Origin of the sequence: Dietzia psychralcaliphila, assembly GCF_003096095.1 — a bacterium.
GTDB classification, from domain to species: domain Bacteria; phylum Actinomycetota; class Actinomycetes; order Mycobacteriales; family Mycobacteriaceae; genus Dietzia; species Dietzia psychralcaliphila.
Genome location: NZ_CP015453.1, coordinates 2,376,183 through 2,390,678 on the forward strand (window position 1 = coordinate 2,376,183; position 14,496 = coordinate 2,390,678).

Below are 14,496 nucleotides of genomic sequence, written 5' to 3' on the forward strand. Positions count from 1 at the left end.
CGACGAGGTGCACTTCCTCGTGAGGGAGAGCGAGTCTTCCTTCCTCAGGAATCCGGTCCCCGTAGTCTTTCCCGATGGATCAGAAAGCGCAGCGCAAGCGTCTGGGCAACAACGATCTCGACATCGAGGACGAACTGCTGGAGGAGGCCGTCGACACGGTTGTCGAGGGCGCCGAGCGCCTGAACCGAAAGTGGCCCGAGCTCATGGTCACCGGGTTCTTCGGCGGCATCGACGTGGGGCTGGGAATCCTCGCGATGATGCTCGTCAAGCAGGCCACCGACTCCGACATCCTGGCCGGGATGGCGTTCGGCATCGGCCTCCTCGCGCTCAAGCTCGCCCACTCCGAACTCTTCACCGAGGAGTTCCTGCTTCCGCTCAACGCGGTGGTCGCCGGCCAGGGCACCATCACGCAGATCGTGCGGTTGTGGGCGGTATCCCTGGTCACGAACCTGCTCGGCGGATTGGCCTTCATCTCGATCGTCGTACTGGCACTACCGGACTACCACCAGACCATTGTGGACACCGCCGTGAAGTACATGGATCAGCCCTCGCTGGTGATCATGATCGCCCTGTCCCTGCTCGCCGGTGCCACCATCACCCTGGGGACCCGGATGCAGCAGGGCACCAGCAACGACGTCGTCAGCGCTCTCCTGTGCATGATCTCCGGGCTGCTCGTGATCGGGCTCGGCATGCTCCACGGAGCGATCAACGCGATCATCATCTTTGCCGCGATGCTCGCCGGGGCCGGCATCACGATCCCGGACTTCCTGTACTGGTTCGCGATCGTCATCCCGTTCAACATGCTCGGCGGGCTGCTCATCATCACGCTGCCCCGCCTGGTGCGCACTCACCGGGTACTCAAGGCCGTCCGCACGGGCGAGATCTCCCTCGAAGACTTGGAAGACGAGGCGAATTGAGACACCCCGCCCGGGCGGTCAGGCTCTGCTCGTGCGTCAGGAGCCCACGCCGAACCGGGCCGCGAGATACGGCAGCAGGCCCATGCACTCCGGCGTCAGGGCCAGGCAAGACGCCTCACCGGGCCCGGGGCCGAAGAGATAGCGCAGCGGATTCTCGATCGAGCCGGAGGGAAACACGACGTCGCTCCTTACGGATTCGGGTGCATTGCCTTTCACGTGAAATCGCACCCTACCGGGCACCCGTTACGCTGCGGCGGAGCAACAATGAAGCACAGGAGGATCGCCGATGGCACGAGAGACTTTCGTGGCGCTCGCGGGCGCGTTCGCAGTCCTCTTTCTCGTCACCACTGTGTGGACCGCGTGGCAGGTCAACACCCACGGGGCGGACCAGGTCAGTGCTCCGGTCTTTCCGGCGATGACCCTCGGCGCACTCCTGGCTGTCGTCGTGATGAAGTTCGGCAGCAACCGCGGGGGATCGCGCGCGCTGATCGCCCTTGTCGCCGCGGTCATCTCCTTCGCGCTGGTCACCTTCGTCTCTCTGGGAGCGTGGTTCCTGCTGGCGGGCTAGGCTGCCCAGCCCCTCACCGGCCGGACTCTCAGACCGGCCCAGCCCTCAGATTGACCCAGCCCTCAGACCGGCCCGGCTCCCCGAACTGCGGCGCCCTGCACACCCCGTGCAGGGCACTGCAGGTCAGCGGGCCTACGCTCTCCGCGCCCCGGCCCACCCCGGCCCGCGCACCAGATACCCGACGCGGTCCTTCCAGGTCTCGGACCGGAACACATCCCGGGCGATGCCGACCCACTCGTGCGTGGCGATCCGCGCCGGATTGAAGGTGTCGATGTTGCTGGTCAGCCCGTAGACGACCTTCTTCCCCTCGGGCTCGAAGGTGCCGAACAGCCGATCCCACAGGATGAGGATGCTGCCGTGGTTGCGGTCGAGGTACTCACGGTTGCTGCCGTGGTGCACGCGGTGATGGGCGGGCGAGTTGAACACCCGCTCGAACGGCCCGATCGACCGGATGACCTCGGTGTGGACCCAGAACTGGTAGATCAGGTTGATCGAGCGGGCGTCCTGCACCAGCGCCGGCCGCACGCCCAGCAGCGAGAGCACCCCGTACGGCACGTAGATGGTCAACGCCTCGGCCACGGGCTGACGCAGGGCGGTCGAGAAGTTGTAGCGCTCGCTCGAGTGGTGCACCACATGCATGGCCCACAGCCAGCGACTCTCGTGGTCGAAGCGGTGGTTCCAGTAGTAGATGAAGTCCCAGCCCAGGATCGCCACCGCATACGCCAGCGGCCCCGTGCCCAGGTCCAGCGGGGAGAGCCGGAACAGCTTCTTGCTCGCCGTCTCCGCACTCCACAACGTCGAGACCGTCACCACCGCCGAGGCCAACGCCGTCACCGCCGACCCGCCGGTGATGCGTCGCAGCGCAGGCGGCACCTGGGCCGCCCCGGCGACCGGCGCTGGGGCGGAGACGGGGAGCTCGTCGTCGTCGCCAGACACAGCGGCACCGGAAGGTGACGATGACACCCTCGTCACCCTCGACGGCAGGGCGCCCGCCTTGAGCAGACCGGTGGTCCGGGTGCGCCGCACCACGTCTCCCACGGTCGCGGCCGCCGCCGCTGCCAGCGACAGGCCCATGAGCGCCTTGGCGTACCGGCCGGTACGCGGCGTGACGGGCGCGAGCAGGATGTCCGCCACGTAGGGGGCGACCAGGCTGCCGACGCCCATCGACAGGCTGGCCATGGTGTCGGCGAACTCGTAGTCGCCGGCCCGCTCACCGTCAGCCGGATTGCGGGACTGCCAGGTGTATTCGGCCGCCATCGCCGCGATGAAGCCGGGGATGGCCAGGACCGTCAGATCTACCTTCACACCCCAGAGGATATGACGTGGGTCACTTCGGTGTGTGGGCGGGAGCCCCTGCCGGTGCGGCGTCCTCGGCCATCGCGGCCGTCGCCGGCCCCTCGGTCTGCGCGGTGTTGCGGACGAACCACGCGCCGACCACGGTGATCAGCGAGATGATCGCGCCCACCAGCAGGGCGTTGTGGACACCGTTCATCTGCGCGGCCACGTCACCCTCACCGGACTCGGCGCCGGCCACGATGCCCAGCGTCATCACGGTGATGAACAGCGCGGTGCCCGCGGCCGCGGCGACCTGCTGCAGGGTGTTGAGCAGCGCCGAGCCGTGCGAGTACAGGTGCGGGGGCAGGGACCCGAGCGCCGAGGTGAGCAGCGGCGAGAACAGCAGTGCCAGGCCCACGCTGAGGATCATGTGCCAGACCACCACGATGACCAGCGAGCTGTCGGCGGAGAAGAAGGTGTACATGCCCCACAGGCCGGCGGCGGCCAGGATCGAGCCCGGGATGATCAGCGGGCGCGGGCCGATGCGGTCGAAGAGTCGCCCCACGAACCAGCCGAGCACACCCATGAGCAGGCCGCCGGGCAGCAGCGCCAGGCCGGACTCGAGGGTGGTGGTGCCCAGGACCTGCTGCATGTACAGCGGCAGCAGGATCAGGGTTCCGAACAGCGCCATCATGGACAGCAGCATCAGCGTGAGGCTGACGGTGAAGGTGCGGAAGGTGAAGGCCCGCACGTCCAGCAGCGCGTAGTCCTTGAGCGCGAGCTGACGCCACACGAAGACCGTCAGCGCCACCACGCCCACCAGCACGGGCACCCACGGGGACACCAGGGCGTTGTCGTTGGCGGCCTCACCGAAGGAGCTGAGACCGAAGATCAGGCCCGCGAAGCCGACGGCCGAGAGCACGCCGGAGAGGATGTCGAGCGGGATCGCGCGGGTGGCGGTGACGTTGCGGATCAGCGTGGCACCCGCCACCAGGGCCAGCACCCCGATGGGCAGGACGCACCAGAACATCCAGCGCCAGCTCAGCACGTCCAGCACCAGACCACCGACGGTGGGACCGATGGCCGGGGCCACGGCGATCACGATGGAGATGACGCCCATGGTGCGGCCGCGACGGTCCGCGGGCACCACGTTGAGCACGGTGGTCATGAGCAGCGGGATCATGATCGCGGTGCCCACGGCCTGCACCACCCGGCCGGCGACCAGGATCGGGAACACCGGTGCCAGCGAGGCCAGCAGGGTGCCGAGGGTGAACGTGGTCATGGCGATGATGAACACCGTCCGCAGCGGCAATCGAATGAGCATCCACCCGGTGAACGGGATGACCACGGCCATGGTGAGCATGAACGCCGTGGTGAGCCACTGGGCGGTGGCGGCGGTGACGGCGAACTCCCCCATCAGCTCGGGGATCGCGACAGACATGATGGTCTCGTTGAGGATCACCACGAAGGCGGCGGCCACGAGCAGGGCGATGAGTCGCTTGGTGGCGGCGGGCAGCGGCGGGGAGCCGAGGGCGGGGTCCCGCTGGGCGGGCGACACGGCAGCGGCGGATGACTCAGTCGTCACGGGAATCCTTAGAAATTACGGGTCGAGACAAAGTGGGAAGCCCGGCGTGGCCTCAGCGGCGCGCACGGGAACCCTCGCACTGTACTGCAGGATCGCGGGCGGGCTTGCTGATGTGACCACCGTTACGGAAGCGGGTCGAGCGGTGGTGCGACAATCACCGCATGACCGGGACCAGCACTGCGCGACGGGGCGAGGTGGAGACGCGCACCCTGCCCGTGTACGAGGCGGGTGGCGCGGTGATGCCGTTCGTGATCACCGGCATGGACGAACTCGTGGCCCGCGACACCGAGTGGGATCCGCACTCCCACCCCACTCACGAGCTGCTGTGGAACCGGTCGGGAGCGTCCACCGCCACGATCGGTTCGCGCACCTGGTCCATCACCCCTGTCGTGGGCCTGTGGATCCCCGCGGGCGTGCTGCACTCCGCGGCGGCACCGGCGGGCACCTGGTACCGGACCGCCCACGTGGACACGCGCACCAGCTCGCCGCTGCCGCCCGAGCCCGTGGCGGTGGAGGTGACACCGCTGCTCACCCTGCTGCTCGAGCGCCTGGTGGACCACACGCTGGGCACCCGGTCGCGAGAGCTCACCGAGCAGATGGTGTTTGACCTTCTCGAGCCTTCCCCTCACGCCCTGTTGGTGCAGCGGCCGGACGCCGAACTGCTGCGCCCGATCGTGGCCGCGCTGGAGGCCCACCCCGGCGACGACCGGTCGCTGTCCGAGTGGGCGACGCGGCTGGGCGTGAGCGAGCGGACCGTGACCCGGGCGTTCCGGGCCGAGACGGGCCTGAGTTTCGGCGCCTGGCAGGCGGCGTTCCGGGCGCAGCACGCCTCTGTTCTGCTGGGCACCGGCATGCCGGTCGACGACGTAGCCGTGCGGGTGGGTTATCGCTCGGCGAGCGCGTTCGGCGCGGCCTTCCGGCGCACCACCGGGCTCACCCCGGGACAGTTCCGCCCTGCTGTCAGCCCTGCCACCAGCCCTGGCCACACGCCTCTCGGCGGCCCAGGCGGTGCCGCCGCTGCGACCGCCAGCCTGTCCGAACCGCGATATCCGGCGTCCTGATCGAGCGATTGCGCCGCGGGACGGCTCGGTCGTAATGTCTTAGGCCAGCCTCACCTAATGGCCAGCGCGTTGTATGACTAGGCGCCGGGTCCGGGTGGGTCCTGCCCTGTTCATCTTCTCCAGAATGAGAGAGCCGCCCTGATGCGTTCTCGCGGTGTTGTCCACTTCCTGATCGCCACCACGGCCGCCCTCGTGCTGTCCGCATGTGGTTCGTCCGCCGACTCCGAGGAGTCGACGGGCGCGGCCGCATCCGGCGGGTCCGAGGCGTTCCCCGTGGTGATCGAGCACGCGCTCGGCACCACCACCATCGAGGAGGCGCCCGAGCGGGTGGCCACCGTCGCGTGGGCCAACCACGAGGTGCCGCTCGCCCTGGGGGTCGTCCCGGTGGGGATGGCCGCGGCGACCTTCGGTGACGACGACGGCAACGGCATGCTCCCGTGGGTCGAGGAGCGACTCGAGGAGCTCGACGCGGAGCCCCCCGTCCTGTTCGACGAGACGGACGGGATCGACTTCGAGGCCGTCGCGGACACCGAGCCGGACGTCATCCTGGCCGCCTACTCCGGGCTGACGCAGGAGGACTACGACACCCTCAGCGAGATCGCCCCCGTCGTGGCCTACCCCGAGGAGGCGTGGGCCACCTCGTGGCGTGACACGATCCGCTTCAACTCCATGGGGATGGGCATGGAGGCCGAGGGCGACGCGCTGGTCGACGAACTCGACGCCGAGATCGCCGAGGCCACGGCCGCGCACCCCGAGCTCGAGGGCACCAAGACCATGTTCCTCACCCACGTCGACCCGACCGACCTGAGCACGGTGAACTTCTACACCGCCGCCGACACCCGGGCAGCGTTCTTCGAGGACCTGGGCCTGGCCACTCCGGCCGCCGTGACCGAGGCCTCGGCGAGCGGCAAGTACTCCGGCAGCATCAGCGCCGAGCAGCTGGACCAGTTCGACGACGTCGAGCTGATCGTGACCTACGGCGACCAGGAGCTCGTCGACACCCTGAAGTCCGATCCGCTGCTGTCCCAGATGCCGGCGGTCAAGAACGACGCGATCGTGTTCCTCGACGGCAGCGGCCCGATGGGCACCGCCGCCAACCCCACGCCGCTGGCCATCTCGTGGGTGCTCGACGACTACGTGACGCAGCTGGCGGAGGCCGTCGGCAACGGCGAGTGACCGCGAACCCGGCCACGGCCGCCCTCCCGACGCCGGGTGCCGCCACGTCTGCTGTCAGGACGGTGCGGCGCCCGGCGCGCGTCCGGGTGGCGTGGCTCCTGGTGTCGATCGCGGTCCTTGTCGTCGTCGCGATCGCCTCGATCTCCATCGGTTCCCGCACCGTCTCCCTCGAGGAGATCCTCGCCGCGCTGGGCGGTTCCACCGACGGCCTCGGCGAGGCCTCGGTGGTCAAGCGGATCTCCCGCACCATCCTGGCGATGCTCGTGGGCGCGGCGCTGGGGCTGGCCGGTGCGGTGATGCAGGGCGTGACCCGCAACCCGCTCGCGGACCCGAGCATCCTGGGCGTGACCATGGGCGCCTCGCTGGCCGTGGTGGTGGGGATCGCGTACTTCGGTCTGTGGACCTACACCGGGTACATCTGGACCGCGATCGTCGGCGCCGGCATCGCCGCGGTGTTCGTCTACACGGTCGGCTCCCTCGGACGCGGCGGGGCCACCCCGCTCAAACTGGTTCTCGCCGGCGCGGCGACCTCGGCGGCGGCCACCTCGTTCATCAGCGCGGTGGTCTTGCCTCGCGGGGACATCGCCGGCGGCGTGCGCTCCTGGCAGGTCGGTGGCGTCGGCGGGGCCAGCACCGAGGCGATCGAGCAGGTGCTGCCGTTCCTCGTGGTGGGCGCGCTGATCTGTTTCCTCGCCGCCCGTCCGCTCAACTCGCTGGCCCTCGGCGACGACCTGGCCGCGGGGCTCGGCGAGCGTGTGGTCCTGACCAGGGCCGTGGGCGCACTCGGCTCGGTGCTGCTGTGCGGCGCCGCGACCGCCGTGGCCGGCCCCATCGCCTTTGTGGGACTCATCGTCCCCCACACCTGCCGCCTGCTCGTGGGCGTGGACCACCGCTGGCTGCTGCCGTTCTCGGCGCTCATCGGCGCCATCCTCGTCACCACCTCGGACGTCCTCGGACGCGTGGTGGCCCGGCCGGAAGAGATCGACGTGGGCATCATCACCGCGCTCGTGGGAGCCCCGATCTTCATCGCGATCGTGCGCCGGCAGAAGATCAGGGAGCTGTGACGACGGTGTCGACCAACACTCAGACCACCAACACTGCGGCCTCGAACTCTCCGGCCACCACCGCTGCGACCCAGAACGCCCCGGCCACCGACACCCTGACCACCGCCCACCCGGCGTCCGTCGAGCTGATCTCCCGCGGTCGCCGCAGCCGGAGGCGACGGCGGGTGATCGTCATGACCGCGCTCGCCCTGGTGGCCGCGGCGCTGTTCGCCGCCAGCCTCATGGTGGGCAGGACGTTCTACCCCCCGGCCGACGTGCTGGGCGTGATCCTGGGGCAGGACGTGGCCGGCGCCTCGTTCACCGTCGGACGGCTGCGCCTGCCCCGCGCAGTGCTCGCCGTGCTCACCGGCGTCTGCTTCGGCATCGGCGGCGTGACGTTCCAGACCATGCTGCGCAACCCGCTGGCCTCCCCCGACATCATCGGGATCAGCTCCGGCGCCAGCGCGGCGGCGGCCTTCGCGATCGTGGTCCTGGGCCTGGGTGGCGCGCAGGTCTCGGTGTTCGCGATCGTCATGGGCATCGCCGTGGCCCTGGCCATCTACCTCCTGGCCTATCGCGGCGGGGTGGTGGGCACGCGACTCGTGCTGATCGGCATCGGCACCGCCGCCATGCTCAACGCGGCCACCAACTACATCCTCAAGACCGCACCGCAGTGGGAACTGCAGGAGGCCATGCGCTGGATCACCGGCAGCCTCAACGGCGCCTCGTGGGAGCAGGTGCAGCCGGTGCTGGTGGCGTGCCTGGTGTTCGCCCCGGTGCTGCTGCTCAAGTCCCGCGACCTGTCCATGCTGCGGCTGGGCGACGACACCGCCTCCGCGCTCGGAGTGCGCACCGAACTTACCCGGATCGTGTTGATCGTGGCCGCCGTCGGGTTGATCGCCTTTGCCACCGCGGTCGCCGGGCCCATCGCCTTTGTGGCGTTCCTGTCCGGGCCCATCGCCGCGCGCCTGGTGGGGCCGCACGGCTCGCCACTCGTGCCGGCGGCGCTGGTGGGCGTGGTGCTGGTGCTCGGTGCGGACCTGGTGGGCCAGTACGCCTTCGGCTCCCGCTACCCGGTGGGCGTGATCACCGGAGTGCTCGGCGCGCCGTACCTCATCTATCTCATCGCCCGCAGCAACCGCACCGGAGGCTCACTGTGACCACCGACCACTCCCTCCACGCGACCGGCCTCGACCTGGGCTACCGCGACCGGACCGTCATCCACGACCTGGAGCTCAAGGTGCCGCCGGGCCGGATCACCGCGATCGTCGGCGCCAACGCGTGCGGCAAATCCACTCTGCTGCGGTCCATGTCCCGGTTGCTCAAGCCCCGCGGCGGCCAGGTGCTGCTGGACGGCGAGCAGGTGCACCGCATCCCCGCCAAGAAGCTGGCCCGCACGCTGGGGCTGCTCCCCCAGTCCCCCATCGCGCCGGAGGGGATCACCGTCTCCGACCTGGTGGGCCGCGGGCGGAACCCCCACCAGGGGATGCTCTCCAGGTGGAGTAGGGACGACGACGAGGCCGTGGCCTCCGCCCTCGAGGCCACCGGCACCCTCGAGCTGGCCGACCGGGCCGTGGACGAGTTGTCCGGCGGTCAGCGACAGCGCGTGTGGATAGCCATGGCCCTGGCCCAGCACACCGACCTGCTACTACTCGACGAGCCCACCACGTTCCTCGACGTGGCCCACCAGGTGGAGGTACTGGACCTGCTGGTGGACCTCAACCGCGACCGGGGCACCACCATCGTGATGGTCCTGCACGACCTCAACCTGGCCGCCCGCTACGCCGACCACCTGGTGGCCCTGGCCGACGGGCGCGTGCACTGCGCGGGTGCTCCCCAGGAGGTGTTCACCACGGAGATGGTGAGCGCGGTGTTCGGGCTCGACTCCGTGGTGATCCCCGACCCCACGTCCGGCCGGCCGCTGATGCTGCCGCTGGGGAGGCATGGGGTTCGCGAGGACGGGGTCCGCGGTGAGCAGGGGGTTCACGGTGAGCAGGGGGTGGTGAACGCGGGATCGTGAGCGCCGGATCGTGAGCGGTCGAGGCGCGGATGCAAGGTAGCCGCCTCCACCGCCCGAGCAGCGCTGCGCTTTCCGCCTTGCGCATCCCTAACCCGGGCGGGTTGCGCTGCGCCTTCGGCCCACGTGCCCCCTCTGCACACCCTCCCCCGGGTCGCGCGCCCGCAATGATCCATTCCGGCAGCGCAAGCCGGGGGTGGGCGCGCACGCCGGCGGCCGGCGCCGGAGGGCCCGCGACCAGAGGTTGCGCTTGAGTGGCCAGGCTCAGATCTCGGGCAGCCGGTCCGCGCCCCAGCTGGAGTGGATCAAGTCGGTCACGCGGGCGATCTCCTCCGCCGTCACCGACCCGGTCTCGCCGGGCTCGAGGGCGTCGAAGTGGAAGATGTACAGCCGCGAGGCGAACTGCTCGAACGGCAGCGACGACTCGCCGAACCGCTCGCCGTTACCGGCGGTGCTCACCACCACGCCGTTGCCCCAGTCCTGCCCGCTGTCGTTGTTGGGGTTGAAGAAGTAGACGCGCATGGTCTCGTCCGGATCCAGCGCGACGCGCAGGATCGTGATGGCGTGCCAGCCCACGAACCGAGCAGAGCTGTCGGTCACGGCCACCCCGGCGGGTTGCGGGTGGATCAGCGGCTGGTTGCCGTTGTGGAACGGGTGGTAGCTGCCGTAGAAGTGCCGCAGGAAGTCCTCGAGCCCGGTCAGCCGGCCGGAGTCCACGTCCACGTTGATGCGGAAACCCCGGGCGGCCCACCAGCCGTGGAACTCAGGGTTGACCCAGCGGTGGGGGTCACCCTCGCGATCGGAGCACTGCCGGCCCATTTCGGCGTAGATGCGGTCCAGGTGCGGCACCACGAGCAGGGAGACCGGGTCCAGGTCCACGGGCAGGGTCTCCGCCAGGCCCGCCTCGAGCTCGCGGGAGGACAGGGGGCGGCCCTCGAAGTGCATGACCACCTCGTTGTCCCGCGCCGCCCACGCGATGGTCTGCAGCAGGTAGTCGGGATCGTTGTAGGCCCACATCGACAGGGCACGGGCGGACTGACAGGTGGGGTTGTCGCCCTGCCCCACGCCCAGCGGCTGGCCGAGCATCGACAGTGTCCCGGCAAGCAGCCAGATCCGCCCCGGATGCTCCGGCCCGTAGGCCAGCGCGAGGCGCTCGTCCGCGTAGTCCGACAGGGGCAGCGACAGCAGCCGCCACAACGCGGGCGCGACGGGCGGCTGGAAGAGGATCCCGCGCTCGAGCAGCAGCGCCAGTCCGTACACGGACTGGGCCGTCTCGGGGTGCACGGCGGCGTCGATGAGAGCGTCGACCAGGCCGTGGAAGCACAGCAGGCTCTCGCGCCCGGTGCTCGACAGGCCGAGCGCCTCGCTGAGCAGGAAGCTGCCCTTCTCGCGGAGGAACCGCAGCAGGACGGGGTGGTACGCCGAGACCAGGCCCGTGTCGTGCATGGATCGCGCGAAACCCGCGGCCTCGTACTGCAGGGTCCCCTCGTCCATCGACTCCAGGCGGGAGCGGTAGATGTCCACCCCGGGGTCTTCCCGGCTCGCCTCGGTGGTGCCGAAGATGCTGCTGATCAGTCGGTCCACGCCGAAGCCACCGGTGCTGGTGTCCACCTCGGGGTCGTGGCGCGCGATGGCGATCTGCGTGATGGTCTGCTTGATGTGATCGACCTGGATCGGGCGTTGCCGCAGGATCCGCCAGATCTCCTCGACCAACTGGTCCAGGACGGTGTCGAACCCGATCTCCCCGGCGATGTGCGTCATCGACGTGCGCGTCACCTTGGCCATGCGACCCTGCTGAACCCGCTCCGCCTCGGTGGCCACGGTGAACAGCATGGAGGCGTTGTTGGCGAGGACCTCCTTGAGGTGCTGGAGGGCCTCCTCCGCCGACACGTCGGGGTGCGCGTACTCCCCCTTCGCCACCGCGGCCAACCTGAGGTCGCTGACGATCTCCATCACGGCCGTGTCCGCGTTGGGGCTGCGGAGCGACCCGGTGCTCAGCGCCGGGACCAGTGAACTCGGCGACGCCCAGTCCGTCCCCTCGAACAGCCCGGCGGACTCGAGTTCCCGGGCCATCGACTGCACGGCCCGGGCGCCGCCCTCCTGGAGCAGAACCAGACGTAGGCCGTCGAGGACGCGTCGCTTCGGCGTCGACTTTCCGACGTCCCCGGCTTCCGCGAGGGCCCTGGTCGCCTCGACGAGCGAGGCCACCCGCTTGTCCAGAACTCGCGCCGCGCCGGGTTCGTCGTTAGCCACTTAGGTTCACTCTCCAGATCTCGAGGCGGTTGTTCCCGCCCCCCGGTACCGTACTCAGGTCAACTGATCCCGTGGACCGTCACACGTAGAAGTCGAGCTCCTCTTGGCGCGCGAGCAGGGTCCGCATCTCGTACGCGTCGTCGCCGAAGAAGTAGATCAACCCCCAGTGGGTACCGAATGCGGTCCGCTTGGTGACGGTCTCCTCTACGGGTGCAGTGAGCTCGTGTGACTCGAAGTACTCGTGGTCCTCGGTCTCCTCCGGGATCTCGAGAGTCGAGACCACACGACGCCGCGGGTAGACACCGAAGCACCCCGCGTGCCCGGTGGCGTCGACCACCTCGCGCGGGAAGAACGCTGTGATCTCCTCCTCGGTGGTCTTGGGGTCAAACGCGAGCACCAGGCCCTGGTAGGCGTTGAAGCCGTAGGCGCGCTCGAGCAGTTCGAAGACCTTGAACCCCGGCGGGCGGTAGGCCACCTCACCGAAGTACATCTCGCCGTCGCTGGTGACGAAGTACTCGGGGTGCACGAAGCCGAACTTGATGTCGAAGGTCTTGATGAGCTTCTCGATCTGGCGCGTGATCTCGGGGCGGTACTTCTCGAGCTCCGGCGAGGCCGGCACGAACACCGAATACCCGAGCGTCACGTACTCGGAGATGTTGAGGAACACGATCTTGCCGTTGTGCACCCAGGCCTCGACGGCGAACTCCCAGCCGTCCAGGTGGGATTCCATGAGGACCGGGAACTCCTCGTCGGGGATCGTGTCGACCTCGTCGGGAGTGCGGATGACGCGGTGCCCCAGGCAGCCGGCCTTGTCGAAGGCCTTGAGGTGGATCGGGTCGTTGGGGTCGCCGTCCAGCTTGAGCAGCGTCTGGTTGACGCGCTTGAGGAAGCGGATCACGTCGTCGCGCTCGTGGGCTTCCTCGAAGATGCCCACGCGGATCCCACCGAGCTGGGCACGGCGCTTCATCAGGGCCTTGTCGCGCAGCAGCAGCGATTGGCCGTATAGCGTGGGGTTGTCCATGAGCATGGAGTTGATGGCGCCCGCCCACTCGACGGTCTCCTCGAACAGCGGGATCGCCACGTCAACGCCCATGTCCTTCAGGGTCTCCGCGATCTCCATGGACCGGTCGTTGAGCCGCTCGAAGTTCCACGGCACAAATGGGATGTTGTGCTGCTTGCAGTAGTCCTCGGCCCAGTCCGGGGCCACCACGACGTAGCGGCGGTCGAACCGGTCGACGGCGTCGACTGCGTTGGGTGCCCAGCCGAGTAGAGCCACGTAGCCCTTGTCGGGGTCGCGCCGTGTCGCGTTGCCGTCCTGCGTCGCGAGCGAACTCGTGTCCGAGACTGTGGTGGTGGTTTCTGCTGTGGAAATCTGCACGCTCAATTGCCTCCTGGGTTGGGGCGCGGGCTGGTGGGCCACCAACCTACCCAACAGTCCGCGGGACACGCGTGGAGTGGCGGGCCGTTCGAGCGGCGTCGCAGGATTCAACACTGGTCCCATCCGATCAGCACTGTGTCGCGAATCACTGCCAGCACCGTCCTCAGCGGCCGTTCAGCCGCTCGGTGCCTTTGGGTCGAAAGGACGCATATGCGCACGATGACCAGAAGAACTCTGCCGGTCCTGGCAGCCACCGCGCTGTTCAGCTCGCTCGGGGTGGCCCCCGCGATGGCGGGGAGCCTCAGCGCAGGAAGCCTCGGCGGCGACACCACCTACCTCACGGCCAACATCACGGAACTGAACGATTCCGGTGTGGATAGCACCGCCTGGCTCTCGCTGGAGGGCAACGAGCTCAGCGTCCGCATCGACAGTTCGGGCCTGCTCGCCGATGCGCCGCACGCGCAGCACATCCACATCGGCGGGACCAACCAGTGCCCCAGTCCCGACCAGGAGGGCACAGGTTTCGAGGGCGCGCTCCGCACCACTGACGCCATCGACTCCTACGGCGCGGTCCAGGTGTCGCTGACCACCGAGGGCGACACCAGCCCGGCCAGCGCGCTCGCAGTCGACCGCTACCCCGTCGGCGATGCCCCGTACTCGCGGACGTTCACCGTCACCGACGAGGTGGCCGCCAGCCTCCGCGCCGGCGAGGGTTCCGTGGTCCTGCACGGTGTCGACCACAACGGCAGCGGCGCGTACGACGGCGACCAGGAGTCGGACCTCGATCCGACGCTTCCGTCCGAGGCCACCGACCCCGCCGCGTGTGGTGAGCTGAACATCGATTCGATGGGCAGCCTGTCCATGGGCAGCCTCGGGGGTTCGCTCGGGTCCATGGGCTCGTCCGGGTCGACGGGTTCGCTCGGGTCCCTGGGCTCGCTGGGTTCCTGATCCCTTCGGACTCACCACGCCGGTCACCGCGGACCCGTAGGGACTCGGTGTCACCGTGCTGAACGGGTGATCGACGGTCGGTGGCGCTGCGAGGGCGCCGCCGACCGCACAGCCCCGCGTCCCATCCGAGTCGCGTGGTCCAGGCCCAGCGCGGCACCGATTGAGGACGACGTGACCAGGTGCCGGCCCCTTGTGTGATGACGACGACGAGGTCGCAATCCGCGTGAGCCTCGGCAGTCGAACGGCATTCATCACGAGCATGTCCGACCAGGGGC

General features: G+C 69.2%; 13 protein-coding genes. 8 read left to right on the forward strand and 5 right to left on the reverse strand.

Annotated features, from left to right (window positions below; translation table 11 throughout):
• Positions 1-74 precede the first annotated feature (74 nt).
• Positions 75-917 carry a formate/nitrite transporter family protein gene (locus tag A6048_RS10925; RefSeq protein ID WP_107749013.1) on the forward strand — a complete coding sequence of 281 codons (843 nt, stop codon included), beginning with the start codon at positions 75-77 and terminating at the stop codon, positions 915-917.
• 36 nt (positions 918-953) lie between these two features.
• Here A6048_RS10925 and A6048_RS18265 read toward each other — a convergent pair whose 3' ends face one another.
• Positions 954-1,094: a hypothetical protein gene (locus A6048_RS18265; RefSeq protein ID WP_159110162.1), complete on the reverse strand. Its 141-nt coding sequence runs from the start codon at positions 1,092-1,094 to the stop codon at positions 954-956.
• Positions 1,095-1,203: 109 nt separating this feature from the next.
• Between A6048_RS18265 and A6048_RS10930 the strand changes: the two genes are divergently transcribed.
• Entirely contained in the window at positions 1,204-1,485 is a 282-nt protein-coding gene (locus A6048_RS10930) for a hypothetical protein (protein WP_107749012.1), read from the forward strand.
• A 132-nt stretch (positions 1,486-1,617) separates the two neighbouring features.
• Here A6048_RS10930 and A6048_RS10935 read toward each other — a convergent pair whose 3' ends face one another.
• Positions 1,618-2,790, reverse strand: a complete 1,173-nt coding sequence (locus tag A6048_RS10935) for a sterol desaturase family protein (protein ID WP_107749011.1) — start codon at positions 2,788-2,790, stop codon at positions 1,618-1,620.
• Positions 2,791-2,812: 22 nt separating this feature from the next.
• Positions 2,813-4,345, reverse strand: a complete 1,533-nt coding sequence (locus A6048_RS10940) for an MDR family MFS transporter (RefSeq protein ID WP_107749010.1) — start codon at positions 4,343-4,345, stop codon at positions 2,813-2,815.
• Positions 4,346-4,506: 161 nt separating this feature from the next.
• Between A6048_RS10940 and A6048_RS10945 the strand changes: the two genes are divergently transcribed.
• The 5 genes from A6048_RS10945 to A6048_RS10965 all read left to right on the forward strand — a co-directional run bounded on the left by A6048_RS10945 (position 4,507) and on the right by A6048_RS10965 (position 9,645).
• Positions 4,507-5,406: an AraC family transcriptional regulator gene (locus tag A6048_RS10945; protein WP_107749009.1), complete on the forward strand. Its 900-nt coding sequence runs from the start codon at positions 4,507-4,509 to the stop codon at positions 5,404-5,406.
• A 141-nt stretch (positions 5,407-5,547) separates the two neighbouring features.
• Entirely contained in the window at positions 5,548-6,582 is a 1,035-nt protein-coding gene (locus A6048_RS10950; protein ID WP_107749008.1) for an iron-siderophore ABC transporter substrate-binding protein, read from the forward strand.
• 86 nt (positions 6,583-6,668) lie between these two features.
• A complete protein-coding gene (locus tag A6048_RS10955; protein WP_200837283.1) occupies positions 6,669-7,646 on the forward strand; it encodes a FecCD family ABC transporter permease in 978 nt (325 codons plus the stop codon).
• A gap of 95 nt (positions 7,647-7,741) precedes the next feature.
• On the forward strand, positions 7,742-8,785 hold the full coding sequence (locus tag A6048_RS10960) for a FecCD family ABC transporter permease (protein ID WP_107749048.1): 1,044 nt from the start codon (positions 7,742-7,744) through the stop codon (positions 8,783-8,785).
• Positions 8,782-9,645, forward strand: a complete 864-nt coding sequence (locus tag A6048_RS10965; protein WP_107749007.1) for an ABC transporter ATP-binding protein — start codon at positions 8,782-8,784, stop codon at positions 9,643-9,645. The genes A6048_RS10960 and A6048_RS10965 overlap by 4 nt, the downstream gene beginning before the upstream one ends.
• Before the next feature lie 261 nt (positions 9,646-9,906).
• Here A6048_RS10965 and A6048_RS10970 read toward each other — a convergent pair whose 3' ends face one another.
• Together A6048_RS10970 and A6048_RS10975 are read right to left on the reverse strand one after the other, a co-directional pair.
• Positions 9,907-11,895, reverse strand: a complete 1,989-nt coding sequence (locus A6048_RS10970) for a hypothetical protein (protein ID WP_107749006.1) — start codon at positions 11,893-11,895, stop codon at positions 9,907-9,909.
• Between the two features lie 79 nt (positions 11,896-11,974).
• Positions 11,975-13,273, reverse strand: a complete 1,299-nt coding sequence (locus A6048_RS10975; protein ID WP_235027277.1) for an ATP-grasp domain-containing protein — start codon at positions 13,271-13,273, stop codon at positions 11,975-11,977.
• A gap of 219 nt (positions 13,274-13,492) precedes the next feature.
• Here A6048_RS10975 and A6048_RS10980 point away from each other — a divergent pair, with 219 nt between their 5' ends.
• On the forward strand, positions 13,493-14,221 hold the full coding sequence (locus A6048_RS10980) for a CHRD domain-containing protein (protein ID WP_107749046.1): 729 nt from the start codon (positions 13,493-13,495) through the stop codon (positions 14,219-14,221).
• Positions 14,222-14,496 lie beyond the last annotated feature (275 nt).

What these genes read in the sequence shown, in the direction of transcription:
- A6048_RS10925 (WP_107749013.1), top strand. Translation starts at nt 75, where the DNA reads ATGGATCAGAAAGCGCAGCGCAAGCGTCTGGGCAACAACGATCTCGAC.
- A6048_RS10930 (WP_107749012.1), top strand. Translation starts at nt 1,204, where the DNA reads ATGGCACGAGAGACTTTCGTGGCGCTCGCGGGCGCGTTCGCAGTCCTC.
- A6048_RS10945 (WP_107749009.1), top strand. Translation starts at nt 4,507, where the DNA reads ATGACCGGGACCAGCACTGCGCGACGGGGCGAGGTGGAGACGCGCACC.
- A6048_RS10950 (WP_107749008.1), top strand. Translation starts at nt 5,548, where the DNA reads ATGCGTTCTCGCGGTGTTGTCCACTTCCTGATCGCCACCACGGCCGCC.
- A6048_RS10980 (WP_107749046.1), top strand. Translation starts at nt 13,493, where the DNA reads ATGACCAGAAGAACTCTGCCGGTCCTGGCAGCCACCGCGCTGTTCAGC.